The sequence below is a fragment of the Streptomyces sp. NPDC001373 genome, from assembly GCF_042895815.1.
Lineage (GTDB): Bacteria > Actinomycetota > Actinomycetes > Streptomycetales > Streptomycetaceae > Streptomyces.
Map to the genome: position 1 here is coordinate 89,845 of NZ_JBIAWQ010000011.1, position 25,434 is coordinate 115,278.

The following is a 25,434-nucleotide window of genomic DNA, read 5'->3' on the forward strand; positions in this document are numbered from 1 at the left end:
CTTGGTCCAGACCGCACGGTGAGCGGCGGACCATCGACGACGCATCCACCGCACCCCACCCTGGAAGGGCCTTCGGCGTATGAGCGAGAGCAAGCTGGCCGGGCAGTTCTTCGACGCGGCCATCGGCCTGCTGGAGCGGGTTCGCGACGAGGAGGGCGCGCGGATCGCCGAGGCCGGGACCGCGATCGCCGAGGCCGTCGCGGCGGGCAACCGGCTGTTCGCCTTCGGCGCCGGGCACTCCTCGCTGCCGGCGCAGGACGTGGTCTACCGGGCCGGCGGGCTGGCCCTGATGAACTTCCTCGCGGTGCCGGGCACGGCCGGGGTGGACGTCATGCCGGCCACGCTGGGCAGCGCGCTGGAGCGGGTCGACGGGCTCGCCGGGGCGGTCCTGGACAGCAGCCCGGCGTCCGAGGGGGATGTGCTGGTGGTCATCTCGCTCTCCGGGCGCAATGCACTGCCGGTCGAGATGGCCATGAACGCGCGGGCGCTGGGGCTGACGGTGATCGGTGTGACCTCGGTGGCGTACGCGACGGAGACGAAGTCGCGGCACGTGTCGGGGACCTTCCTGAAGGACCACTGCGACATCGTCCTGGACAGCAAGATCGCGGTCGGGGACGCGGAGCTGACGGCGGACGGCATCGACGCCCCGTTCGCCCCCGCGTCGACGGTGGTGACGAGCGCGATCATGCAGGCGGTGATGGCGGCCGCCGCCGGGGAGCTGGCCGCCCGCGGGGTGGAGCCGCCGCTGCTCCGGTCGGGGAACGTCGACGGCGGGCACGAGTGGAACGGGCGCGTGATGCGCGAGTACGGGGACCGGATCTTCTTCCGGCACTAGGAAGGCCGCGCCTTCCGGGCCGGGCCTGCCCGACCGGGCCGGCCCGTCAGCGGGCGGCCCGTCAGCGGGCGGCCAGGTCCAGGTCGGCGGCCACCCGTGCACCCACCTCCTCCGCGTACGCCGCGTCCGCGCGGTCGAACGCGGGGCGGGAGGGGCCGCGGACGAAGGTCAGGACGCCCAGGGTGCGCCCGCGGCTGCGCAGCACCGTGCACAGGCCGTGGGCGGCGCCCGCAGGCCACTGGCGGGCCCGCGCCCACCCCTCGGCGGTCTCGCTGCCCGGGGCCCCCGGCGCACTGGCGCGCACCGGGCCGATCCGGTCCAGTGCCTGGAGCGCCGGGTGCGCGGCCTCGTAGCGCACCAGGATCGCGCCCGGGCCCGGCAGGACGAGGGCCAGCCCCGACGGGGAGGCCGCCGAGCGGACCAGCCGCCGCCCGTCCCCCGCCACCACGTCGACCAGGGCGTGCTCCGCGAACCCGGCCAGCGCGAAGTCCAGCCGTACGGCCGCCGCCTCCGCCGGGTCCGCGCACTCGGCGGCGGCCCGCCCCGCCCGGTACAGCTGGTTGGACCGGAACCGCACCTGCCCGGTGTCCAGCTCCGCCTGCCGGGCCTCGGTGACGTCCTGGAAGAGCCACCCCACCCCCAGCGGCACCGGCTCCTCCGCGAGCGGCGAGGCGAGCCGCAGGAACCCGCAGCGCCAGCAGCGCCGCCGCTCGCCCTCCGGGGTGCGCAGCGACACCCACAGCTCCACCGGCCCCGGCGGAGCCCCCTCGGCCAGTACGTGCTGGAGCGCTCCCTCCAGCTCCTCGACGCCCTGGGACAGGAGCTCGCCGAGCGGCCGGCCGAGCAGCGTCGTGCGGCCGGACCCGAAGGCGCGGGCGGCGTGCGCGTTGACCACCGCCGGGCGCAGGTCCACGTCGACCAGGACGACCCCCCAGGAGGCGTCGTCCATCAGGGCCTCGCTGAGCGCGATGGAGCGCTCCAGGTCGATCTGGGCGTGGACCTCGCTGAAGGCGCAGTAGACCCCGGCGGGCTTCCCGTCGGCACCCGGCACCCCGGCGGACTGGGTCCGTACGAGGATCCGCCCGCCCTCCTTGGTCAGTAAGGGGAACTCGTGCACCTGCCGGCCCGGCGCCTCCTGCACCGACATCAGCCGTTCCTGCACGTCGTCCGCGTCGGCGGCGCGCACCGCCCAGCCCGCGAAGCCGCGCCGGCCCACCGCCTCGGCGGCGCTCCAGCCGAGGATCCGCTCGGCCTCGCGGTTCCAGTGCGTGATCACGCCGTCGGAGTCGAACGCGCACAGGGCGGCGTCCATCCCGTCGAGCAGCGCTGCGAGCAGATCGTCGGTGGTCTCACCACGTCCGGAAGCCCTCACCTGGCACCCCCTGCAGGTGTTCGCGTGTGCGGCACGTCAGATCATTGAACTGGAACGTGACCCAGACCACACCCGCTTCCCGGAATCCTCCCGGAATGTCCGGTTCGGAGGAGGGCGGGAGGGGGAGCGCTCAGGTGCTCGTGACCATCACGATCATCGCGATGACGAAGAGCGCGAAGAAGATCCCGCACCCCCAGACGGCGGCCTTCAGCATCCGCCCCTCGCGCACCTCCTGGCGCTCCATGCGCGCGTGCGCCTGCGGGTTCGGCACCCAGCCGGGGCCCCGGAGCTCCTCCCAGGCGGCCCGCATGACGGCCACCTCGCGCGCGACGTCGACGTGGTTGTCGTCCACGTACATGAGCTGGACCCGGCGCCCCTCGCCGTCGTAGGCGTAGGAGATGAGGCCGGGCTGGTTCTGCCCCATGCCCGCGCCCGGGTTGCGGACGGCCCGGATCTCCTGGATGTCCTCCCAGGCCAGCCGCCGGCTCCCGGTGAACCGGCGGACCCGGATGCCCTTGAGGTCGGCGGAGGTCGCACAGTGCCTGGAGGCCCAGACCAGCCAGCCGAAGAGGAGCAGGACCAGGGCGATGATCACCAGCTTCACCGGGCCGGGGACGTCGTCCAGGTTCAGCACGGACAGGGCTGTGCCCGGCAGCCCGACGCCCACGGCGAGGTAGACGGCGGTCATCTGCTGGGACCGGATCCGGTAGTCGCGTGGCAGCAGCTCGGCGCCCACGGCACCCCTCCCCCGATGACGGAGAGCCAGTGTAGGGAGGAACGGCCTTACACAGTAGGGCAGTTGCCGACATCCGCGCGGAGCCTGAGAAATAAGTTGAGGCCCTCCGGGAGGAGGCATAGGCTCTGCCGTACACGAGAAGGGAGGTGGTTCCCGAAATGTACGGAAACCGGACGCGTGAGGTGGCTGCGGGCTAAGGGCCCGTCGTCAGCAGCGCACCCAGTGCGGTGCCCGGCGGAATCCGCCCGGCGCCAATCCCGAGCAGTCACCCGACCCGCGGGCTCGCCGGCACGTCCGGCCGGCTCCTCTCACTGCAGGAGAGGAACCCGAGCCCGCGGGTCGTCTGCGTTCTCCCCGCCCTTACGGGCAGAGGCGCTCGATCCGCCACCCGCCCCCGTCGAGGACGTACCGCAGCCGGTCGTGCAGCCGGTTCTCGTGCCCCTGCCAGAACTCCAGCGCGTCGGGCACCACCCGCAGCCCGCCCCACTCCGGCGGCACCGGCACCTGCTCGCCCTCCGGGTAGCGCTCCGCCAGCTCCGCGTAACGGCGGTCCAGCTCGGCCCGCGAGGCGATCACCCGGGACTGCTCGCTCGCCCAGGCGCCCAGCTGGGAGCCGTGCGGCCGGGACCGGAAGTAGGCGGCCGTCTCGTCGCGGCCGACCCGGACCGCCCGGCCCGTCACGATCACCTGGCGGGCGATCGGATGCCAGGGGAAGAGCAGCGAGACGTACGGGTTCTCGTCGATCTCCCGCACCTTGCGGGAGCCGTAGTTGGTGAAGAAGACAAAGCCCCGCGTGTCGAACTGCTTCAGCAGTACGGTGCGGGAGCTGGGCCGGCCGTCGGCGGTGGCGGTCGAGACGACCATCGCGTTCGGCTCGAAGAGGTCCGAGTCGGCGGCCTGCTGGAACCACCGGGCGAACTGCGCCATCGGATCCTCGTCGAGACCCGCCTCCTCGACGATCTCGGAGCGGTACTGCGTGCGCATGGCGGAGGGGTCAATGTCCTGATCGGTCACACGGCCATCCTGCCGCAGCAACCCGACGGCGGGTGTGCCGTATGTCACGCTTCCGAAGGTCCGGTGGAACGGACAAAATCTTGGGGCCGGTCCGAGGGTCCCCGCACGGATGACCATCGGCCGTGCCGGGCATCAACGGTGATGACCGCGCCGGACCGCGAATCACGCCGGGAGCCGCGCGTGTTCGCACTATCTGAGGGAGCCGCCAGATGTCCGACTTCGTACCCGGACTCGAAGGGGTCGTCGCGTTCGAGACGGAGATCGCCGAGCCCGACAAGGAAGGCGGAGCGCTCCGCTACCGGGGGGTGGACATCGAAGACCTCGTCGGCCATGTCTCCTTCGGGAACGTCTGGGGCCTGCTGGTCGACGGTGCGTTCAACCCCGGCCTGCCGGCCGCCGAACCCTTCCCGATCCCGGTCCACTCCGGTGACATCCGCGTCGACGTGCAGTCCGCGCTCGCCATGCTCGCGCCCGTGTGGGGCCTGAAACCGCTCCTCGACATCGACGAGCGGACCGCCCGCGACGACCTCGCGCGGGCCGCCGTCATGGCGCTCTCCTACGTCGCCCAGTCCGCCCGCGGCCAGGGCCTGCCCATGGTGCCGCAGCGGGAGATCGACAAGGCCGAGTCCGTGGTCGAGCGGTTCATGATCCGCTGGCGCGGCGAGCCCGACCCCAAGCACGTCAAGGCCGTCGACGCCTACTGGACCTCGGCCGCCGAGCACGGCATGAACGCCTCCACCTTCACCGCCCGCGTCATCGCCTCCACCGGCGCCGACGTCGCCGCGGCCCTGTCGGGCGCCGTCGGCGCCATGTCCGGTCCGCTGCACGGCGGCGCGCCCTCGCGCGTCCTCGGCATGATCGAGGAGATCGAGCGCACCGGCGACGCCGTGGCGTACGTGAAGAAGGCCCTGGACAAGGGCGAGCGGCTCATGGGCTTCGGGCACCGCGTCTACCGCGCCGAGGACCCGCGCGCCCGCGTCCTGCGGCGCACGGCCAAGGAGCTGGACGCCCCCCGCTACGAGGTGGCCGCCGCGCTGGAGAAGGCCGCGCTGGAGGAGCTGCACGCGCGCCGCCCCGACCGGGTGCTCGCGACGAACGTGGAGTTCTGGGCCGCGATCATGCTGGACTTCGCGGAGGTCCCGGCGCACATGTTCACCTCCATGTTCAGCTGCGCCCGGACCGCCGGCTGGTCCGCGCACATCCTGGAGCAGAAGCGCACGGGCCGCCTGGTCCGCCCTTCGGCCCGCTACATCGGCCCGGGCCGGCGCGACCCGCGTGAGATCGAGGGATACGCCACCATCACGGACATCGCCTCCACCGCCTGACCGCTCCGCCGTCCGGGCGCCGCACCCCCTCGCAGGGGTGCGGCGCCCTCGCGCGTCTCAGCCCAGCGCGGCGTCGAGGATCCGGGACCACTGGGCGACGACCCGGTCCCGGCGGGCCGTGTCGTCGGTCAGCACGTTCGCCAGGCCCAGGCCCCGGGCCATGTCGAGGAGGCCCTGCACGGTCTCCCGCACGCCCGCCACCGACTCGTCCGCGCCGAGCAGCTCGACGGCGATGCGGTGCGTCTCCCGGCCGACCCGGGCCTCCAGCTCGGTCACCTGGGGGCGCAGCTGCTCCTCGTTGGAGGCGGCGACCCACAGTTGGAGCGCGGCCCGGAACAGGGCTCCGGTGTAGAGGTCGACCAGGGCCTCGACGACCGCCGGCCGGGGGGCCGGAGCGGACTGGAAGAGTTCTCGCAGGGCGGTGGAGCGTTCCTCGGCGACGTACTCGACGGCGGCCGTGAACAGCGACTCCCGGGTCGGGAAGTGGTGCTGGGCCGCACCGCGCGAGACCCCGGCGCGTTCGGCGACGACGGAGACGGTGGAGCCGGCCCAGCCGTGCTCGGCGAGACAGGAGACGGCCGCCTCCAGCAGGTGGCGGCGGGTGACCCGGCTGCGGGCCTGCTTGGGGACGGCGCCCGCGCCGGGGCGGGGGCGCGTGCCGGTGGTGTCGGCGCCGGTCAGCGTACCCATGACGGGTCCCGGCGCTCGAAGCGGGCGGTGATGCCCTCGCGGGCCTCGGCGGAGGCGAAGAGGCGCGCGGAGAGCTCCGTCAGGCGGTCGCCGTCCCGGTCCAGGGCCTCCCGTACGCCGGCGGCCACCATCGCCTTGGTCTCCGCCAGGGCCTGCGGGGAGGCCTTGCGCAGTCCGTCGAGTACGGGGGCCAGGGCGGTGTCCGGGTCCCCGTCCGTGTGGAGGGTCAGCAGCCCTATGCGGGCGGCCTCGGCCGCGTCGAAGGGTTCGGCGGTCAGGAAGTAGCGGGAGGCCGCGCGGGGGTCGAGGCGGGGCAGCAGGGTCATCGAGATCACGGCGGGGGCCAGGCCCAGGTGGGTCTCGGTGAAGGCGTACGAGGACTCCGGCCCGGCGGCGGCGATGTCGCAGGCGCCGAGCAGGCCGAGGCCGCCGGCGCGGACGTGCCCGGTGACGCGGGCGACGACCGGCTTGGGGAGCGTGGTGAGCTCGCGCAGCAGGGCGAGGAAGTCGGCCGGGTCGCAGGGGGACTTCAGGTCGGCGCCGGCGCAGAAGGTGTTGCCGGTGTGGGTGAGGAGCACCGCGCGGGTGCCGGTGTCCGCTCCGGCCTCGGCGATCGCGGCCCGCAGCTCGCCGACGAGCTGCGCGGAGAGCGCGTTGCGGTTGGCCGGGGAGTCGAGGGTGAGGGTGGTGATGCCGGCCGCCTGGGCGGCGTGCACGAGTGGGGCCATGTCTCCTCCGGAGGGTCTGCCGACGGGGCGCCATCCTCCCGGCCGGCCCCACCGGGGAGGGTACGCGGCGCGACCCGGGGGGCTCGGCCCCGCCCGTGGCCCGCCCCTGCGGGGCGGGCCCGTCGGCGGTCCGGCGTTCACCCGGTCGGGTCCACCGCCGCACCGGCCGGGGGGTGCGCGGTGACGGGGCGCGGGCGGTCAGTAGGACTTCGGGAGGCGCAGGGTCTGGTGGGAGACGAAGTTGAGGATCATCTCCCGGCTGACCGGGGCGATCCGGGCGACACGGGCCGCCGTGATCAGGGAGGCCAGCCCGTACTCACGGGTGAGTCCGTTCCCGCCCAGGGTGTGGACGGCCTGGTCCACCGCCTTCACGCACGCCTCCCCCGCCGCGTACTTCGCCATGTTCGCCGCCTCGCCGGCCCCCATGTCGTCGCCCGCGTCGTACAGCCGCGCGGCCTTCTGCATCATCAGCCGTGCCAGCTCCAGGTCGATGTGCGCCGCCGCGAGGGGGTGGGCGACGGCCTGGTGGGCGCCGATCGGCTCCTTCCAGACCTGCCGGGTGCGGGCGTAGTCGACCGCCTTGGCCAGTGCGTACCGCCCCATCCCGATGGCGAAGGCCGCCGTCATGATCCGCTCGGGGTTCAGGCCCGCGAACAGCTGGAGCAGACCCGCGTCCTCGTCCCCGACCAGCGCCTCGGCGGGGAGCCGGACCTCGTCCAGGACCAGTTCGAACTGCTTCTCCGCCGCCTGCAGTTCCATGTCGATCACCGACCGGGAGAAACCGGGGGTGTCACGGGGGACGATGAACAGGCAGGGCTTCAGCCGGCCCGTGCGGGAGTCCTCGGTGCGGCCGACGATCAGCGTGGCGTCGGCGATGTCCACACCGGAGATGAAGACCTTGCGGCCCGTGAGGACCCACGCGTCGCCGTCGCGCCGGGCGGTGGTGGTGATGCGGTGGGAGTTGGAGCCGGCGTCGGGTTCGGTGATCCCGAAGGCCATCGTGCGGCTGCCGTCCGCGAGGCCGGGGAGCCAGGCCCGCTTCTGGGCCTCGGTGCCGAAGCGGGCGATGACCGTGCCGCAGATGGCCGGGGAGACCACCATCATCAGGAGCGGGCAGCCCGCTGCGCCCAGTTCCTCCAGGACGATGGAGAGTTCGGCGATCCCGCCGCCCCCGCCTCCGTACTCCTCGGGGAGGTTGACCCCGAGGTAGCCGAGCTTGGCGGCGTCGGCCCACAGTTCGTCGGGGTGGCCGCCCTCGCGGGCGAGGCGGGCGAGGTAGTCGCGGCCGTAGCGCTGCCCGAGGGCGGCGACGGCGGCGCGCAGGGCCTGGTGCTCTTCGGTTTCGGTGGCGGGGCTCATGACGGCGTTTCCTCCTGGACTACGGCGAGCAGGGCGCCGAACTCGACCTGTTGGCCGGTGGCGGCGTGGAGCGCGGCGAGCGTGCCGGAGGCGGGGGCGAGGATGCGGTGCTCCATCTTCATGGCCTCCAGCCAGAGCAGGGGCTGCCCGGCGGTGACGGCGCAGCCGGGGGCGAGGCCCTCGGCGACGCGGACGACGGTGCCGGGCATGGGGGCGAGCAGGGATCCCGGTTCGGTGCGGTCCCGGGGATCGGGGAACCGGGGGACGGGGGTCAGGGCGTGGGAGCCGAGGGTGGAGTCCACGTAGACGGTGTTCGATTTTTGTTTCACGTGGAACGGACGTCGTACGCCGTCGACTTCGAGAGTGACGAGACCGGGTGCGACGGCCAGGACGCGGACGCCAGGATGGTCCACGGGGTGGTACTGGACCTCGTGCTCGGTGCCGGCGACGGTGTAGCGGCGCGTCCGCGGCTGGGAGCGGAGGTTGCGCCAGCCGCCGAGGCGGGACGCGAGCGGGGCGCCGGGGGCCGGGGCGGCTTCGGCGAGGGCGGCGGCGAGGCAGGCGAGGGCGGGGTCCGGGGCGCCGTCGGTGAGGGCGTCGAGGTGCCGGTCGTAGAAGCCGGTGTCGAACCGGGCGGCGGTGAAGTCCGGGTGGCGCAGGGAGCGTACGAGGAGTTCGCGGTTGGTGGCCGGGCCGTGGATCCGGGCCCGGGCGAGGGCGTCGGCGAGGACGCGGACGGCTTCGGCACGGGTGGGCGCGTGGGCGACGACCTTGGCGAGCATGGCGTCGTAGTGGACGGAGACGCTGTCCCCGTCGGTGAACCCGGTGTCGACGCGGACGTGCTCCGGGATGTCGAGGGTGTGCAGCACGCCGGTCTGCGGGCGCCAGTCCTGGCCGGGGTCCTCCGCGTAGAGGCGGGCCTCGACGGCATGGCCCGCCGGCTCGGGCGGGGCGGGCGGAAGGGCCTTCCCCTCGGCGATGCGGAGCTGGAGCGCCACGAGGTCGAGGCCGAAGACGGCCTCGGTGACGGGGTGTTCCACCTGGAGACGGGTGTTCATCTCCAGGAAGTACGGGCGGCCGTCGCCGGCGACGAGGAACTCGACCGTGCCGGCGCCCCGGTACGAGACGGCCCGTGCCGCGGCCACGGCTGCGGCGTGCAGGCGGGTGCGCAGGTCCTCGGGCAGGGCGGGGGCAGGGGCCTCCTCGATGACCTTCTGGTGGCGGCGCTGGAGGGAGCAGTCGCGGGTGCCCAGCGCCCAGACGGTGCCGTGGGCGTCGGCGAGCACCTGCACCTCGACGTGGCGGCCGCGCTCCACGTACGGCTCGGCGAAGACCTCGCCGTCACCGAACGCGGACAGGGCCTCGGCCGCGGCCGCGTCCAGGGACTCCTTGAGGGAGTCGAGGTCGCGTACGACGCGCATCCCGCGGCCGCCTCCGCCCGCCGCGGCCTTCAGCAGCAGGGGCAGGTCCGCGGCGGTGGCGGTGGCGGGGTCGACGGGCTCCAGCAGCGGCACCCCGGCGGCCCGCATGAGGTCCTTGGCCCGGGTCTTGGAGGCCATGGCCTCGATCGCCGCGGGCGGCGGGCCGATCCAGGCCAGGCCGGCGGCCTCGACCCGGCGGGCGAAGTCCGCGTTCTCGGAGAGGAAGCCGTACCCGGGGTGGACGGCGTCCGCACCCGCCGCGCGGGCCGCCCCGATCAGCAGGTCGGCGCGCAGGTAGGTGTCCGCGGGGGCGGCCCCCGGGAGCCGGACGGCCGTGTCGGCGGAGCGGACGTGCAGGGCGTCGGCGTCGGGGTCGGAGTGGACGGCGACCGTGGCCAGGCCCAGGGCGCGGGCCGTGCGGAAGATCCGTACGGCGATCTCGCCCCGGTTGGCGACGAGCAGGGAGGTGATCGGGTTCGTCATGGGCGGGCTCACATCCGGAAGACGCCGAAGCCGCCACGGGCGCCCTCGACGGGGGCGTTGTGGACGGCCGACAGGCACAGGCCGAGGACGGTACGGGTGTCGCGCGGGTCGATGACGCCGTCGTCGTACAGCCGCCCGGACAGGAACAGGGGGAGGGACTCGGACTCGATCTGCGCCTCGACGAAGGCGCGCATCCCGGCGTCGGCCTCCTCGTCGTACGGCTGCCCCTTGGCGGCGGCGGACTGCCGCGCCACGATCGAGAGCACGCCGGCCAGTTGCTGCGGCCCCATGACGGCGGACTTGGCGCTGGGCCAGGCGAAGAGGAACCGGGGCTCGTAGGCGCGGCCGCACATGCCGTAGTGGCCGGCTCCGTAGCTGGCGCCAATGAGGACGGACAGGTGCGGGACCCGCGAGTTGGACACCGCGTTGATCATCATCGAGCCGTGTTTGACGATGCCGCCCTGCTCGTACTCCTTGCCGACCATGTAGCCGGTGGTGTTGTGGAGGAAGAGGAGCGGGATGTCCCGCTGGTTGGCGAGCTGGATGAACTGGGCGGCCTTCTGCGACTCGGCGCTGAACAGCACGCCCTGGGCGTTGGCGAGGACCCCGACCGGGTAGCCGTGGACGGAGGCCCAGCCGGTGACGAGGCTGGTGCCGTAGAGGGGCTTGAACTCGTCGAAGTCGGAGGCGTCGACGACGCGGGCGATGACCTCGCGGGGGTCGAAGGGGGTCTTGAGGTCCGGCGGGACGATCCCGAGGAGCTCCTCCGCGTCGTACAGCGGCTCCTCGGCGCGGGGCGGTTCGGGGTACGGCTTGCGGTGGTTGAGCCGGGCCACGATGCGGCGGGCCTGGCGGATGGCGTCGTACTCGTCGACGGCGTAGTGGTCGGCGAGGCCGGAGACACGGGCGTGCATGTCGGCGCCGCCGAGGGACTCGTCGTCGCTCTCCTCGCCGGTGGCCATCTTGACGAGGGGCGGACCGCCCAGGAAGACCTTGGAACGGTCCTTGATCATGACGGTGTGGTCGGACATCCCGGGGATGTAGGCGCCGCCGGCGGTGGAGTTGCCGAAGACGACGGCGACGGTGGGGATGCCGGCGGCGGAGAGGCGGGTGAGGTCGCGGAAGACCGCCCCGCCCGGGATGAAGATCTCCTTCTGGGAGGGCAGGTCGGCCCCGCCCGACTCGACGAGGCTGATGCAGGGGAGCCGGTTGCGCAGGGCGATCTCGTTGGCCCGCAGGGCCTTCTTCAGGGTCCAGGGGTTGCTGGCACCGCCGCGGACGGTGGGGTCGTTGGCGGTGATCAGGCACTCGACGCCCTCGACGGTGCCGATGCCGGTGACCATCGAGGCACCGACGGGGTGGTCGCTGCCCCAGGCGGCGAGCGGGGACAGTTCGAGGAACGGGGTGTCGGGGTCGAGCAGAAGCTCGATCCGCTCGCGCGGGAGCAGCTTGCCGCGGTCCCGGTGGCGGGCGGTGTACTTCTCGCCTCCGCCGGCGAGGGCCTTGGCGTGCTCGGCGTGCAGGGCGTCCAGCCGTTCGAGGGCGGCGGTACGGGCCTGCGCGTACTCGGGGGCGAGGGGGTCGACGGCGGTACCGAGACGGCTCATGGGCGGATCCCCTCCGGGGCGGGTGGCGTACGGTCGGCCGCCCCGGCGGGGGCGGGGGTGCCTTGGGGGGCGGAGGGCCCCTCGGGGGCGGGAAGCCCCCCGGCGCTGGAAGGCGCCCCGGAGGCGGAGGTGTCCCCGGCGGCGGAAGGCCCCCCGGGGGCGGAACCCTCCAGGGCGGGGGTTCCCTCCGGGGCGGGGGTTCCCTCCAGGGCAGGAGCTCCCTCCAGGGCAGGAGCTCCCTCCAGGGCAGGAGCTCCCTCCGGGATGGAGGGGTCCTCGGGGGCCGGGGGCAGGAGGTGTGTCGGGATGTCCACGTGGCGGGCGCGGAGCCATTCGCCGAGGGCCTTGGCCTGGGGGTCGAACCGGTGCCCCGAGGCGACCCCGTCGCCGAGGATCCCGGTGACGGTGAAGTTCAGCGCCCGGAGGCCGGGCAGTTCGTGGCGGGCCACCCCGAGGGGGGCGGTCTCGGGGAGCAGGGTCCGGAGGGCCTCGACGGTGAGCGTGTCGCGGAGCCATTCCCAGGCCGCGTCCGTCTCGGCCCAGACCCCGACGTTGGCGTCGCCCCCCTTGTCCCCGGACCGGGCCCCGGCCAGCACCCCGAGGGGCGCGCGGACCGTGGGCCCGTGGGCCTGCGCGCCGGTCGGCGCCGCCCGGGCGGCGGGTTCCGCGCCGGGCACGGCGGGAGGGGCGGGAGGGGGCGGGGCGGCGAAGCCCTCGTGCGCGGCCCCGGCCGGCAGCCCGGAGCCGTCCCGGACCGCCCCCGCCTGCGGGACCGGGGCGGCCGGGTCCCCCACGACGGCCGCGGCCCCGGCCGGCAGCAGCCCGGAGCCGGCCTGCACCGACCCCGCCTGCGCGCCGGGGGCAGCCGGGTCCCCCGAGACGGTCCCGACCGGGACCCGGGTGCCGTCCGGGAGGACCGCCACGTGCGCGACGGATTCCGCCGGGACCAGGGCCGACGTGAACACCCCGTAGGGCTGGGCCGGCCCCGGCGGGGCCGTGACGTGGAAGCCCGGGTAGCTCGCCAGGGCCAGTTCGACCGCCGCGCCGGTCAGGCCCCGGCCCACCCGGTCCGGCGACGGGTCGCGGACCACCAGGCGCAGCAGGGCGCTCGCCGCCTCCTGCGTGTCGGCGTCCGCGTGGTCGGTGCGTGCCAGGGTCCAGCTCACCCCCGCCACCCCCGTCAGCGCGTCCGCCAGCTGCTCGCGGACCAGCGCCGCCTTCGCCTCGACGTCCAGGCCCGTCAGCACGAAGACGACCTCGTTGCGCCAGCCCCCGACCCGGGTGACCCCGACCTTCAGGGTGTCCGGCGGCGGCTCCCCCACGGTGCCGCTGATCCGGACCCGGTCCTCGCCGTCCGGGGTCAGGCGGACCGTGTCCAGGCGGGCCGTCACGTCGGGGCCCAGGTAGCGCGCGCCCTGGGTCTCGTACAGGAGTTGCGCGGTGACCGTGCCCCGGGAGACGAGCCCGCCGGTGCCGGGGTGCTTGGTGACGACCGCCGAGCCGTCCTCGGAGACCTCCGCCAGCGGGAAGCCGGGCCGGCGCACGTCGTGGGCGGTGAAGAAGGCGTAGTTGCCGCCGGTGGCCTGCGTTCCGCACTCCAGGACGTGGCCCGCGACCACCGCCCCCGCCAGCCGGTCGTACTCCTCGGGCCCCCAGTCGAACCACCAGGCGGCCGGCCCGCTCACCAGTGCCGCGTCGGTGACCCGGCCGGTGACGACCACGTCCGCGCCCGCCCGCAGGCAGGCCGTGATCCCGGCGCCGCCGAGGTAGGCGTTGGCGGTCAGCGCCCCCTCCCACGCCCCCGCGCCCGTCCACGCACCCGCGTCCGCGCCCGTCACCGCGTCCCCGTACGGCATCAGGTCGTCGCCCTCGACGTGCGCGACGCGGACGGGCACCCCCACCTTGCCCGCGAGCGCGCGCACCGCGTCCGCCAGCCCGGCCGGGTTCAGCCCGCCCGCGTTGGTGACGATCCGTACGCCCCGTTCGTGCGCGAGCCCGAGGCCTTCCTCCAGCTGCCTCAGGAAGGTCCTGGCGTAGCCGAGGCCGGGGTCCTTCAGCCGGTCGCGGCCGAGGATCAGCATGGTCAGCTCGGCGAGGTAGTCGCCGGTGAGGACGTCCAGCGGGCCGCCGGTCAGCATCTCGCGGACCGCGCCCAGCCGGTCTCCGTAGAAGCCCGAGGCGTTGCCGATGCGCAGCGGGCGGCGGGCGGTCACCGGCGCCCCTGCGGTTCGCGGCCCGGGCCGGCCGGGCCGGCGAAGGCCTGGGCGATGTCCAGCCAGCGGTCGGCGTCGGGACCCTCGGCGGTGAGGGCGAGGTCGGCGCGGTGGGCGCGCCGGGTGACCAGCAGGCAGAAGTCCCGCGCGGGCCCGGTGACCCGCTGCCCGGCGTCCTCGGGGCCGTACGCCCACACCCGCGCTCCGTCCGGGGCGGTCAGCTCCACCCGGAACTCCTCTGCCGGCGCCGCCAGTCCGCGCACGGCGTACGCGTAGTCGCGTGCCCGTACCCCGATCCGCGCGACGTGCCGCAGCCGGTCCGTCGGGGCCCGGCGCACACCGAGCGCGTCGGCGACGTCCTGGCCGTGGGCCCAGGTCTCCATCAGCCGGGCGCCGGCCATCGAGGCGGCCTTCATCGGGGGCCCGTACCAGGGGAACCGGGCGTCGGGCGAGGCCTCGGCGAGGGCCCGGTCCAGCGCCTCCCGCCCGGCCCGCCACCGCGCCAGCAGCTCGGCGGGGGCCAGCCGGGCCCCCTCCTCGGCGCCCTCGTCGACGAAGGAGTCCGGCGCCTTGAGGGCCGCCTCCACCTCCCGCGCGAACCCCTCGGCGTCGGTGAGGGCGAGGAGCGCGGCCCGGTCGGTCCAGTGCAGGTGGGCGATCTGGTGGGCGATGCCCCACCCCTCGGCGGGTGTCGGCCGCGCCCACTCGGGCCCGGTCAACCCCCCTACGAGGGAGTCGAGTTCACGGCCCTCCTCGCGGAGATCGGCGAAAACGGCGACGACGGACGGCTCGGGCACGGCGTGCTCCCCTCTCGGCGTGAGGGGAAGCCTGGCAGCCGGCCAAGAAACAATCAAGCATGCTTGCATGATTTTCATCCGAACCCGACGGGTTCCCGCCACCGGCCAACCCGCCTGCATCCCCGGCGACTTGAGCCCACCCGCCCCTCCCCCGGGGCCCACGGAGCCGCCCGCGACGCCCACCCCCACGGGCGATTCCGGCCGTACGCCGCAAGCCCCCCGAGCACGCCCCGCGCACCACCCCGATACTGAGTGCTCCGCTCACGCCGCCGGAGCAGAAGCAGCGCACCCACCCCCGCATCCGTACCCGTCCATGCCACTCGACGACGAGACGACGAGGATGATCCGACGTGCACCCAGCTGCCCACTCCCTCTACCCCGAACTCGACGCCACCGCCCTCGGCGCCTTCGCCGCCGCCCTCGAAAGCGGTGAGACCGCCGGCCTGCCGCCCGCGCGCGCCGCCGAGGCCGAGGCCGTACGGGCCGTCGCCGTCTTCGGCCGCGGCAAGGTGACCGGCGCCGACGGGGACCTCCTCGACGCCGCGCTCTGGCGGCACACCGGGTCGGGGCCGCGGCCCGCGGTCGTGATGCCCGCGCCGTGGACGGACCTGGGCTGGCCCGTGTACGCCATCCAGGCCGCCCGGTTCGCGACGCGCGGCTACGACGTCCTCGCCTACAGCCCGCGCGGGTTCGCCGCCTCCGAGGGTCACGCCGACTTCGCCGGGCCGCTCGACGTCACCGACGGCCGCCACGCCCTGGACCACCTCCTGGAGCGCGCCGCCGGACCGGTCACCCGGATCGGCCTCCTCGGCGTCTCCTACGGCGCCGGCATCGCCCAGCTCGTCGCCGCGCACGACGCCCGGGTGGACGCGGTCGCGGCCCTCAGCGGCTGGGGCGACCTCGGGGAGGTGCTCCGGGAGAACTCCACCCGCCGCACCGCCGCCGCCCACGCCCTGCTCACCGCCTCCCCGCGGGCCCGGCTGAGCGGGCCGACGCAGCGCGCCCTGGAGAACGTCCTCGCCCACCGCGCCGTCCACGAGACCCTGGCCTGGGCGGAGCAGCGCTCACCGTTCACGCTCGTCAAGGAGCTGGGCCGGCGCCGGGTGCCGGTGTTCTACGCCCACGCCTGGCACGAGACCCTCTTCCCCGCCAACCAGGTGCTGCGGATGTTCCAGGAGCTCGACGGGCCCAAGCGCATCGACCTCTCCATCGGCGACCACGGCGGCCCCGAGATGACCGGCCTGCCCGGACTGCCGAACCGGATATGGACGGACGCCCACCGCTGGTTCGACCACCACCTCTGCGGCGCCGACAACGGCATCGACGCGGAGGGGCAGGTGCTGTCCGAGGTGATGTGGAGCCACGCCCTCGAACCCTCCCCCGCCTGGCCCGTCCCCACCCGCCGCGTCCGCCGCCTCCACCTGACGGGCACCGGCGAACTGTCCGACGCCCCCGACCCCGGCTGGGCGGCGGGCGTGCTGTGCGGGGTCGGCACCCCGGTGACCGTCGCCGACGCGATCGCCCGCTCCGGGTACGCGGAGCTGGCGGGCCGGCCCAGGCCCTACCCGGACGCCGCCGCCATGGACCGCACGGCCACCGCCGTGTGGACCGCGGCCCCCACGTCGGCGACCACCCGCCTGCGCGGCACCCCGCGCCTGCGCGTCACGTACCGCGCGGCGAACTCCGGCTCCACCTTCGTGGCCTACCTGCTGGACCTCGCCCCCGACGGCTCGGCCCGTCTGATCACCCACGCCCCGTCCAGCGACCTGGACGCCCCGCCGGACAGCCTGATCACCGCGGACATCGACCTCCAGGCGACCGCGTACGACCTCCCGCCGGGCCACCGCGCGATGCTGGCCCTGACGGCCCGCGACCCCTTCTACGCGGACGCCAACCTCCCCCGGGCCACCCTGTCCTTCACCTCACCGGAGCCGACACCGTCGTACGTGGAGCTGCCACTCGGGTGAGATCTCTTACGAGGACACGGTGCGGGCCGGCTTCTTCCCCTGCCGGCGGTCCGCCTGGGCCGGACGGCACCGCCCGGCCCAGGCCGTCAGTGCCGCTTCTGGGCCTGTACCGCGCCCATGCTGGCCGCGATGACCAGGGCTATCGCCAGGGCGTCCAGCGGGGACATGGCCTGGTGGAGGACCAGGAAGCCGGCCGTGGCGGCGATCGCCGGTTCCAGGCTCATCAGGATCGCGAACGTCGGGGCCGGCAGACGGCGGAGGGCGAGGAGTTCCAGGGTGTAGGGGAGCACCGAGGAGAGGACCGCCACGCCGAGGCCCAGGGCCAGGGTGCTCGGGACCAGGAGGTCGGAGCCCGCCTCCACCACGCCCAGGGGGAGCGAGATGACCGCGGCCACCGCCATCGCCAGGGCCAGGCCGTCCGCCTGGGGGAAGCGGCGGCCGGTGCGGGCGCTGAAGACGATGTACGCCGCCCACATCGCGCCCGCGCCGACCGCGAAGGCCGCGCCGAGCGGGTCCAGGGAGCCGAAGCCGAAGTCTCCGCCGCCGTGGCCGGAGAGGAGGACCACGCCGCCCAGGGCCAGGCCGGCCCACAGGAGGTTCACGAGGCGGCGGGAGACCAGGACCGAGAGGGCCAGGGGGCCCAGGACCTCCAGGGTGACCGCCGGGCCGAGGGGGATGCGGTCGATGGACTGGTAGAAGAGGCCGTTCATGCCCGCCATGGCCACGCCGAAGGCGACGACCGTGCCCCAGTCGGCGCGCGTGTAGCCCCGCACCTTGGGCCGGCAGACGGCCAGCAGGACCAGCGCGGCGGCCGCGAGGCGCAGCGTGACCACGCCGGCCGCACCCGCCCTCGGCATGATCATGACCGCGAGGGCGGCACCGAACTGCACCGAGACCCCGGCCGCGACGACGAGTGCCACCGGGCCGAAGCGGCTGCCGCCCTGCGGGAGGGGGGTGGAGCCGGACGGGGCGGGCCGGGACTGGGCGGGGGTGGTCGCGGAGGACGGGAAGGGTGCGGGCATTTTTACAGATTAAGGGGTGAGTAAGGGTCGTGCGTGCGTGTTCTGGCTTACATGGGGTGCCGGTCCCGGTCCGGGTCCTGCTCCGGTGGGAGGGCCTCGGCGAGGAGTTCCGCCAGGTGGCGGGCGCGGTGGTCGGAGAACTGGGCGATCTGGGTGCGGCAGGAGAAGCCGTCCGCCAGGACCGCGGTTCCGGGGACGGCGGCGCGCAGGGACGGCAGGAGCTGTTCCTCCGCGCAGGCGACGGAGACGGCGTGGTGGCCGGGTTCGAAGCCGAAGTTGCCCGCGAGGCCGCAGCAGCCGCCGCTGAGCTCGCCGGTGAGGCCGGCGCGGTCGCGGAGCCGGCGGTCGGCGGCGTCGCCGAGGACGGCGTGCTGGTGGCAGTGGGTCTGGCCCGCGACCGGCCGGTCCAGGCGGGGCGGGGTCCAGTGGGGGGCGTACTCCTCCAGGGTCTCGGCGAAGGTGCGGACCGCCGCCGCGAGGCGGTGGGCGCGGGGGTCGTCGGGGAGGAGGGCGGGCAGGTCGCCGCGCAGGGCGGCGGCGCAGCTGGGTTCCAGGACGAGGACGGGGCCCTCCGCCTCCCCCAGGGCGTCCAGGGTGCGGCGCAGGACCTTGCGGGCGCGGGTGAGGCGGCCGGTGGAGACGTAGGTCAGGGCGCAGCACACGGGGCCGTCGGGGACGGTGACGGGAAGCCCGGCGGCGGCCAGCACACGGAGGGCCGCGCGGGCGGTGTCGGGGGACAGGTGGTCCGTGAAGGTGTCGGGCCACAGGGTCACCCGGGGCGGCGTCGCCCCCGGGGCCACCTGGACGCCGGCGGGCGGCGCGGCCGGGGCCAGGGGCACGACCGCAGCCCCAGCCGGGACCGACGACGGGGCCGGGGGCACGGCCGGGGACGGGGCCGGGGGCGGGGGCACGACCGGGGACGGGGCCGGGGACGGGGCCGGGGACGGGGCCGGGGACGGGGCCGGGGACGGGGCCGGTGGCACGACCGGGGACGGGGCCGGGGACGGGGCCGGGGGCACGACCGCAGCCGTGGACGGGGCCGGGGACGGGGGCGAAGCCGGGGGCACGACCGGGGCCGGGGGCGAAGCCGAGGGCGGCGGCGAAGCCGGGGACGCGGACGTGGACGAGGCCGGAGTCCCGGTCGCAGCCGGGGCCGGGTGCCGGCGGAGCCGCCGTCGGCCGGTGAACGGGGTCGGTGCCACCTCCGGCAGCCGCCGTTCCCGTGCCAGCCCCGGTACCCACAGGAGCCGTCCCGCGGCGTTGACCAGCCGGGCGGCCCGGAGGGCGGCGATCATGCGGAGCCAGGTCGGGAGGCCACCCAGGAGGTAGTGGGACAGGGGGCGCGGGCGGCCCTTCCAGTGGCGGTGCAGGAACTCGGACTTGTACGCGGCCATGTCCACGCCCACCGGGCAGTCGCTGAGGCAGCCCTTGCAGCCCAGGCAGAGGTCGAGCGCCTCGGCCACCTCCGCGGAGCGCCACCCGTCGCGGACGACCTCCCCGGCGAGCATCTCGTGCAGCAGCCGCGCGCGTCCCCGCGTGGAGTGCCGCTCCTCGCCCGTGGCCCGGTACGACGGGCACATCACCTCCGCCCCGCCGGTCTCCTCGGACCGGCACTTGGCGACGCCGACGCAGCGGGCCACCTCCCGTGCCAGCGGGGCGGAGGGCGGCAGGACGGCGAAGCGGAGGTTGTCGTCGAGGCGGGCCGGGCGGACCAGTACGCCGGGGTTCATGCCGCCCGCCGGGTCCCAGACGTCCTTGACGGCGCCGAAGAGCCCGATCACCTCGGGGGCGTACATGCGCGGCAGCAGTTCCGCGCGTGCCTGGCCGTCTCCGTGCTCCCCGGACAGGGAGCCACCGTGGGCGACGACCAGGTCGGCCAGTTCGGAGGAGAAGGAGCGGAAGCGGGCGATCCCGGGCCCTGACACCAGGTCGAAGTCGATCCGGACGTGGACGCAGCCCTCCCCGAAGTGCCCGTACGGGGTCCCGCTCAGCCCGTGCCGGGCCAGCAGGGCCCGGAACTCGCGCAGGTACGCGCCCAGCCGGGCCGGGGGCACGGCGCAGTCCTCCCAGCCGGGCCAGGCCATCCGGCCGTCGGGCAGCCGGGTCGCGGTGCCGGCGGCGTCCTCGCGGATCCGCCACAGCGCCCGCTGCCCGGCCGGGTCCGCGACGACCACCGCGTCGAGGGCGTCGGCGGCCCGTACGAGGCCGTGTGCCGCCCCCTCGTCCCAGGTCTCGACGAACAGCCAGGCCCCGCCCCTGGGCAGCCCGGCGGCGCCCCGGACCAGGTCCTGGGCCATGCCTTCCACGGTCAGCGGCCGGTACGGGAGCAGCCCGGCCGCGGCGTCGGCGGCGGCGCTCTCGTCGGGGTAGCCGAGCACCGCGAGGGCGGGTGCGGGCGGGAGTTCCACGAGGCGGACCACCGCCTCGGTGACCACGCCGAGGGTGCCCTCGCTGCCGCAGAAGGCCTGGGCGACGCGCGTGCCCCGTTCGGGGAGCAGCCGGTCGAGGCCGCCGTAGCCCGAGATCCGGCGCGAGAACCCCCCGTCCGGCCCCCCTCCGAGTCCCGTGCGCAGGACCGCGAGGTTCCCCGCGACCAGGTCCCGCAGCCCGGGCGGGGCGCCGGTCCAGCCCTCGGCGAGCCGGTGGCGGGCGCCTCCGTACGTGGTCACCGACAGCTCCGCGACGTTGTCGGCGGTGGTGCCCCAGGCGACGGAGTGGGCTCCGCAGGCGTTGTTGCCGATCATGCCGCCGAGGGTGCAGCGGGAGTGCGTGGACGGGTCGGGGCCGAAGGTCAGCCCGTACGGGCGCACCGCCTCGCGGAGCCGGTCGAGGACCAGTCCGGGCTGGACGACGGCGGTACGGGCGGCCGGGTCCACCGCGACGAGGGCGTCCATGTGCCGGGTGAGGTCGAGGACCACGCCGGTGCCGGTGGCCTGCCCGGCGATGGAGGTGCCGCCGCCGCGGGGGACGACGGGGACGCCGGCGCCGGCGCACACGCGCAGCGCGGCCGCCACGTCCTCGGCGTCGCGCGGGGCGACGACACCGACCGGCACGCGCCGGTAGTTGGAGGCGTCCATGGTCGCCAGGGCCCGTGCGGCGGCCCCGAAATCCACCTCCCCGCGCACCTCGGCCCGCAATGCCCGCTCAAGATCCCCTGGAGACGTCACGGACACACCCTCCCATCACCCGCGTATCACCCGCCCGTGTCTCACCGGGTGGACGCGGCTCCGACGGCCGGTCCGAGACCCGATACGCTCCGCTCGTGGCTGAGATCCAGATTCCCGCTGACATCAAGCCCGCCGACGGACGCTTCGGCGCGGGCCCCTCCAAGGTGCGGACCGAGGCGCTGGACGCCCTCGCCGCCACCGGTAACTCCCTGCTCGGCACCTCGCACCGCCAGGCCCCGGTCAAGAACCTGGTCGGCTCGGTGCGCCAGGGCCTCCGGGACCTCTTCTCCCTCCCCGAGGGCTACGAGGTGATCCTGGGCAACGGCGGCTCCACCGCCTTCTGGGACATCGCGACCGCCGGTCTCATCGAGCGGAAGTCCCAGCACCTGACCTTCGGCGAGTTCTCGTCCAAGTTCGCCAAGGCGGCGAAGCTCGCGCCGTGGCTGGACGAGCCGTCCGTCATCTCCTCCGAGCCGGGCACGCACCCCGAGCCGGTGGCGGAGGCGGGCGTGGACGTGTACGCGTACACGCACAACGAGACCTCGACGGGTGTCGCGGCGCCCGTCAAGCGCGTCGCGGGCGCCGACGCCGGGTCGCTGGTCCTGGTGGACGCGACCTCGGGCGCGGGCGGTCTGCCGGTGGACATCACCGAGACCGACGTCTACTACTTCGCCCCGCAGAAGTCCTTCGCCTCGGACGGCGGCCTGTGGCTGGCCGCGTTCTCCCCGGCCGCCCTGGAGCGCGCCGCCCGCGTGCACGCGTCGGGCCGGCACATCCCGGAGTTCTTCTCGCTGCCGACGGCGATCGACAACTCGCTGAAGAACCAGACGTACAACACCCCGGCGCTGGCCACCCTCTTCCTGCTGAACCAGCAGCTGGAGTGGATGAACGGCCAGGGCGGCCTGGAGTTCACGACCTCCCGTACGGCGGCCAGCGCGCGCAACCTGTACGGCTGGGCGGAGGCGTCGAAGTACGCCAGCCCGTTCGTGCAGGACGCCGACAAGCGCTCGGCGGTCATCGGCACGATCGACTTCGACGACGAGATCGACGCGGCGGCCGTGGCGAAGGTGCTGCGCGCCAGCGGCATCGTGGACACCGAGCCGTACCGCAAGCTCGGCCGCAACCAGCTGCGCATCGCGATGTTCCCGGCGATCGACCCGGCGGACGTGCAGGCGCTGACCGCGTGCGTCGACTACGTGATCGAGCACCTCTGATCCCCGTCCCTGCCCGCTGACATGCGTGGAGCCCCCGGTGCCGTCCCGGCGCCGGGGCTCCTCGCGTTCGGCGGCCCGGGCGCCGGAACCTTGGTCCCGGAGATCCGGGCGGAGGGAGCCGGTCACGGACGCCTTGGCGGCGGGGGCGCTCCTCCGCCCTCCGGCTGTCCACCGACTTCGGCCGCCCCCGCGACGAGGTCGTCATCACCGTGAACACCGGCCGGGCCCCCGCCCGCGCCTGGGTCCGCCCCGTCGGCGTCGTCGTGTTCACCCACCTCACGGGCGAGGCCCAGGCGCCCACGCGATACCTTCACAGCAGGACGTGGAGGCAGCACAGCGTGGAGGCAGCGGCGTGAACGTGCGAGTGACGGCGGCCCAGAGCGGCATGGACCCCTTCAGTACCGCCCGGCTGCGGCGCGCGGTGCTCGACGCGTGGGCGGCCGGGCCGGCCCGGTTCCGCGAGGACGCCAACGCCGAGGAGGACCTGGCCCTCGGCGGCTACCGCGACCGGCTCGTCGTCGAGCTGGCGCAGAACGCCTCCGACGCCGCCGCCCGCGGCCGCGTGCCCGGCCGGCTGCGGCTCACGCTGCACCCCGCCGCCCCCGGCGAGGGCGGGCACGGCGTACTGGCCGTCGCCAACACCGGCGCCCCGCTGGACGCGACGGGCGTGGAGTCGCTCAGCACCCTGCGCGCCTCCGCCAAGCGCGAGGGCGCCTCCTCCGCCGACACCGTCGGCCGATTCGGCGTCGGCTTCGCGGCCGTCCTGGCCGTCTCGGACGAGCCTGCGGTGCTCGGCCGGCACGGCGGCGTCCGCTGGTCCCTCGCCGAGGCCCGCGAAATGGCCCGGGAAGCCGCCCACTTCAGCCCCGGCCTCGGCGACGAACTGCGCCGCCGCGACGGCCACGTGCCACTGCTGCGCCTGCCCCTGCCCGCCGAGGGCACCGCCCCCGACGGCTACGACACTGTCGTCGTCCTCCCACTGCGCGACGCCGCCGCCGAGGACCTCGCCGAACGCCTCCTGCACGGCGTCGACGACGCCCTCCTGCTCACCCTCCCCGGGCTGACCGAGGTCGTCGTGGACACCCCGTCCAGCGGCACCCGCACCCTCTACCGGCACACCGACGGCCCGTACACCGTCATCGAGGACTCCGCCTCCGGCACCCACCGCTGGCGCACCGTCCGCCGCAACGGCCCCATCGCGCGCGAACTCCTCGCCGGCCGGCCCGTCGAGGAGCGGCTGCGGCCCACCTGGAGCGTCACCTGGGCCGCCCCCGTCGACGCCGACGGCGCCCCCGAACGCCCCCGCACCGCGCCCGTCGTCCACGCGCCGACCCCCACCGACGAGCCCCTCGGCATCCCGGCCCTGCTCATCGCCTCCCTGCCGATGGACACCTCCCGCCGCCACCACGCGCCCGGCCCGCTGGCCGACTTCCTGGTGGAGCGCGCCGCCGACGCCTACGCCGAACTCCTCGCCGCCTGGGACCCGGTGACCCCCGCCCTGGTGGACCTCGTCCCCGGCCCGCTCGGCAAGGGCGAGCTCGACGGCGCCCTGCGCGCCGCCGTCCTGCGGCGCCTCCCCCGCACCGGCTTCCTCGCCCCGGCCGTCCCCTCCGAGGAGCTGGCCCGGCTGCGCCCCTTCGAGGCCGAGGTCGTCGAGGGCGCCGGCGCCGACACCGTACAGGTCCTCGCGGAGGTCCTCCCGACCCTGCTGCCCGCCGGGCTGGAACGGCGGCCCGAACTGCGCACCCTGGGCGTGGGCCGGCTCCCGCTGGGGGAGGCCATCGAGCGGATCGCGGGCATCGAGCGCACCCCGCAGTGGTGGCACAGCCTCTACGACACCCTGGCCGGGGTGGACCCGGACCGGCTGTCGGGGCTGCCCGTGCCCCTCGCCGACGGCCGCACCGCGATCGGCCCGCGCCACATCCTGCTGCCGGGCCCGGACACCCCGGCCGACCTGGCCCGGCTGGGGCTGAAGGTGGCCCACCCGGACGCCGCGCACCCGCTGCTGGAGAAGCTGGGCGCCCTGCCCGCCACCGCCCGCGCCGTCCTGACGACCCCGCAGATCCGGGCCGCGGTGGCCGGCTCGCTGGACGCGGGCGAGGTCTGGGACGAGGACTCCGACGCCCCCGACGCCGAGGAGCTCGCCGAAATCGTGCTGACGCTGGTCCGCGACGCCGGCCTGGCCCCGGGCGACGAGCCCTGGCTGGGCGCGCTGGCGCTGCCCGACGAGGACGGCGAACCGACCCCGGCCGGGGAGCTGCTCCTCGCCGGGAGCCCCCTCGCGTCCGTGGTCCGCGAGGACGAGATCGCCTGCCTGGACGCCGAGCTGGCCGCCCGCTGGGACGCGGACACGCTGGCCGCCTGCGGGGTGCTGACGACCTTCCAGCTGGTCCGCGCCACCGACGTGGTCCTCGACCCGGACGAGCTGGAGCCCCGCGAGGGCGACTACGCCGAGCCGGACGACGCGGGGCTGCTGGACGCCGTCGACGTGTGGTGCGAGGACATCCTCGACCAGTTCCCCGACTCGCCCGTGCCGCCGGTGGCCACCGAGCTGATCGCCGTGCGGGACCTCGACCTCGTCGACGACGACCGCTGGCCCCAGGCCCTGGCGATGCTCGCGCAGCCCCCGCTGCGGGACGCGCTCACCCAGCCGGTGCGGGTGCTGCTCCCGGACGGCACGACCCGGTCGGTCCGCCCGTACACCGCGTGGTGGCTGCGCGACCACCCGGTGCTCGACGGCCGCCGCCCGGCGGGGCTGCGCGCCGCGGGCGGGGACCCGCTGCTGGCGGGGCTGTACACCCCGGCGGACGCGACGGGCTTTGAGGACGAGCAGGTCCTGCGGGCACTGGGCGTGCGCACCTCGGTGCGCGCCCTGCTGGAGGAGCCGGGCGGCGCGGCCGAGCTGCTGGGCCGCCTGGCGGACCCGGACCGCGAGGTGTCGGGCCGGCAGCTGCACGGGCTGTACGGGGCACTGGCCGACCTGGACCCGGAGCACGTGACGCTCCCGGACGAGCTGCGGGCGGTGGTGGACGGGGAGGTCGTCGTGGTGGACGCTGCCGACGCGGTCGTCTGCGACGCCCCCGACCTGCTGCCGCTGACGGAGGGCCTGCCGCTGCTGCCGGTGGCGCCGTCGCGGGCGGCGGACCTGGCGGAGCTGTTCCAGGTGCGGCGGCTGTCGGAGACGGTCCCGGCGGAGGTGACCACGCCGGGCGAGGTCCACGAGGTGCCGGAGGCCGTACGGGTGCTGCTGGGCGCCGCCACCCCGGAGACGTACGTGGAGCACGGGGACCTGGTGGCGGGCGGCACGGAGCTGGACTGGCGGCTCACCCCGGACGGCGTCCTGCACGCGGCGACGCTGGAGGGCGTGGCGGCGGGCCTGGCCTGGGCGGCGTCGCAGTGGCCGCGCCGCTTCGAGGTCGCGGCCCTCCTGGAGGACCCGTCCCGCACGGCGGAGCTCGCCCGGGACCGGTGGTTCGACTAGGGG

17 protein-coding genes are annotated in these 25,434 nt (G+C 75.4%); 5 read left to right on the top strand and 12 right to left on the bottom strand.

Annotated features, from left to right (window positions below; genetic code table 11):
* The first annotated feature begins 79 nt into the window (after positions 1–79).
* On the top strand, positions 80–835 hold the full coding sequence (locus tag ACFY15_RS24205; protein WP_390687861.1) for an SIS domain-containing protein: 756 nt from the start codon (positions 80–82) through the stop codon (positions 833–835).
* A gap of 61 nt (positions 836–896) precedes the next feature.
* On the opposite strand, the gene ACFY15_RS24210 is transcribed toward ACFY15_RS24205, so the two are convergent.
* The 3 genes from ACFY15_RS24210 to pdxH form a co-directional block, all read right to left on the bottom strand.
* Entirely contained in the window at positions 897–2,207 is a 1,311-nt protein-coding gene (locus tag ACFY15_RS24210; protein WP_390826049.1) for a PAS domain-containing protein, read from the bottom strand.
* A gap of 130 nt (positions 2,208–2,337) precedes the next feature.
* The gene (locus tag ACFY15_RS24215; protein ID WP_390826050.1) at positions 2,338–2,943 is read right to left on the bottom strand and encodes a PH domain-containing protein; all 606 of its coding nucleotides are present in this window, start codon (positions 2,941–2,943) and stop codon (positions 2,338–2,340) included.
* 360 nt (positions 2,944–3,303) lie between these two features.
* On the bottom strand, positions 3,304–3,927 hold the full coding sequence (pdxH, locus tag ACFY15_RS24220) for a pyridoxamine 5'-phosphate oxidase (RefSeq protein ID WP_390687989.1): 624 nt from the start codon (positions 3,925–3,927) through the stop codon (positions 3,304–3,306).
* 239 nt (positions 3,928–4,166) lie between these two features.
* Here pdxH and ACFY15_RS24225 point away from each other — a divergent pair, with 239 nt between their 5' ends.
* Positions 4,167–5,282 carry a citrate synthase 2 gene (locus ACFY15_RS24225; RefSeq protein WP_390826051.1) on the top strand — a complete coding sequence of 372 codons (1,116 nt, stop codon included), beginning with the start codon at positions 4,167–4,169 and terminating at the stop codon, positions 5,280–5,282.
* Between the two features lie 57 nt (positions 5,283–5,339).
* On the opposite strand, the gene ACFY15_RS24230 is transcribed toward ACFY15_RS24225, so the two are convergent.
* The 7 genes from ACFY15_RS24230 to ACFY15_RS24260 form a co-directional block, all read right to left on the bottom strand.
* Positions 5,340–5,972: a TetR/AcrR family transcriptional regulator gene (locus ACFY15_RS24230; protein WP_390687865.1), complete on the bottom strand. Its 633-nt coding sequence runs from the start codon at positions 5,970–5,972 to the stop codon at positions 5,340–5,342.
* On the bottom strand, positions 5,960–6,700 hold the full coding sequence (locus ACFY15_RS24235) for an enoyl-CoA hydratase family protein (RefSeq protein ID WP_390826052.1): 741 nt from the start codon (positions 6,698–6,700) through the stop codon (positions 5,960–5,962). Before ACFY15_RS24235 ends, ACFY15_RS24230 begins: the two co-directional genes overlap by 13 nt.
* 198 nt (positions 6,701–6,898) lie before the next feature.
* Positions 6,899–8,059, bottom strand: coding sequence for an acyl-CoA dehydrogenase family protein (locus ACFY15_RS24240; RefSeq protein WP_390687867.1), 1,161 nt, complete (start codon positions 8,057–8,059; stop codon positions 6,899–6,901).
* Positions 8,056–9,963 (bottom strand): biotin carboxylase N-terminal domain-containing protein, encoded by a 1,908-nt coding sequence (locus ACFY15_RS24245; protein WP_390826053.1) that lies wholly within the window; start codon positions 9,961–9,963, stop codon positions 8,056–8,058. Before ACFY15_RS24245 ends, ACFY15_RS24240 begins: the two co-directional genes overlap by 4 nt.
* 8 nt (positions 9,964–9,971) lie before the next feature.
* Positions 9,972–11,570, bottom strand: coding sequence for an acyl-CoA carboxylase subunit beta (locus ACFY15_RS24250; RefSeq protein ID WP_390687869.1), 1,599 nt, complete (start codon positions 11,568–11,570; stop codon positions 9,972–9,974).
* Positions 11,567–13,783 (bottom strand): acyclic terpene utilization AtuA family protein, encoded by a 2,217-nt coding sequence (locus ACFY15_RS24255; protein WP_390826054.1) that lies wholly within the window; start codon positions 13,781–13,783, stop codon positions 11,567–11,569. Before ACFY15_RS24255 ends, ACFY15_RS24250 begins: the two co-directional genes overlap by 4 nt.
* Positions 13,780–14,580, bottom strand: a complete 801-nt coding sequence (locus ACFY15_RS24260) for a TIGR03084 family metal-binding protein (protein ID WP_390826055.1) — start codon at positions 14,578–14,580, stop codon at positions 13,780–13,782. Before ACFY15_RS24260 ends, ACFY15_RS24255 begins: the two co-directional genes overlap by 4 nt.
* Positions 14,581–14,930: 350 nt before the next feature.
* Between ACFY15_RS24260 and ACFY15_RS24265 the strand changes: the two genes are divergently transcribed.
* A complete protein-coding gene (locus tag ACFY15_RS24265) occupies positions 14,931–16,547 on the top strand; it encodes a CocE/NonD family hydrolase (RefSeq protein WP_390826056.1) in 1,617 nt (538 codons plus the stop codon).
* 86 nt (positions 16,548–16,633) lie between these two features.
* On the opposite strand, the gene ACFY15_RS24270 is transcribed toward ACFY15_RS24265, so the two are convergent.
* Positions 16,634–17,569: a DMT family transporter gene (locus ACFY15_RS24270; protein ID WP_390826057.1), complete on the bottom strand. Its 936-nt coding sequence runs from the start codon at positions 17,567–17,569 to the stop codon at positions 16,634–16,636.
* 47 nt (positions 17,570–17,616) lie between these two features.
* Positions 17,617–20,736 carry an FAD-binding and (Fe-S)-binding domain-containing protein gene (locus tag ACFY15_RS24275; RefSeq protein ID WP_390826058.1) on the bottom strand — a complete coding sequence of 1,040 codons (3,120 nt, stop codon included), beginning with the start codon at positions 20,734–20,736 and terminating at the stop codon, positions 17,617–17,619.
* A gap of 95 nt (positions 20,737–20,831) precedes the next feature.
* Here ACFY15_RS24275 and serC point away from each other — a divergent pair, with 95 nt between their 5' ends.
* Together serC and ACFY15_RS24285 are read left to right on the top strand one after the other, a co-directional pair.
* The gene (serC, locus tag ACFY15_RS24280; protein WP_390826059.1) at positions 20,832–21,950 is read left to right on the top strand and encodes a phosphoserine transaminase; all 1,119 of its coding nucleotides are present in this window, start codon (positions 20,832–20,834) and stop codon (positions 21,948–21,950) included.
* A 385-nt stretch (positions 21,951–22,335) separates the two neighbouring features.
* The gene (locus ACFY15_RS24285; protein ID WP_390826081.1) at positions 22,336–25,431 is read left to right on the top strand and encodes a sacsin N-terminal ATP-binding-like domain-containing protein; all 3,096 of its coding nucleotides are present in this window, start codon (positions 22,336–22,338) and stop codon (positions 25,429–25,431) included.
* The last annotated feature ends 3 nt before the right edge of the window (positions 25,432–25,434 follow it).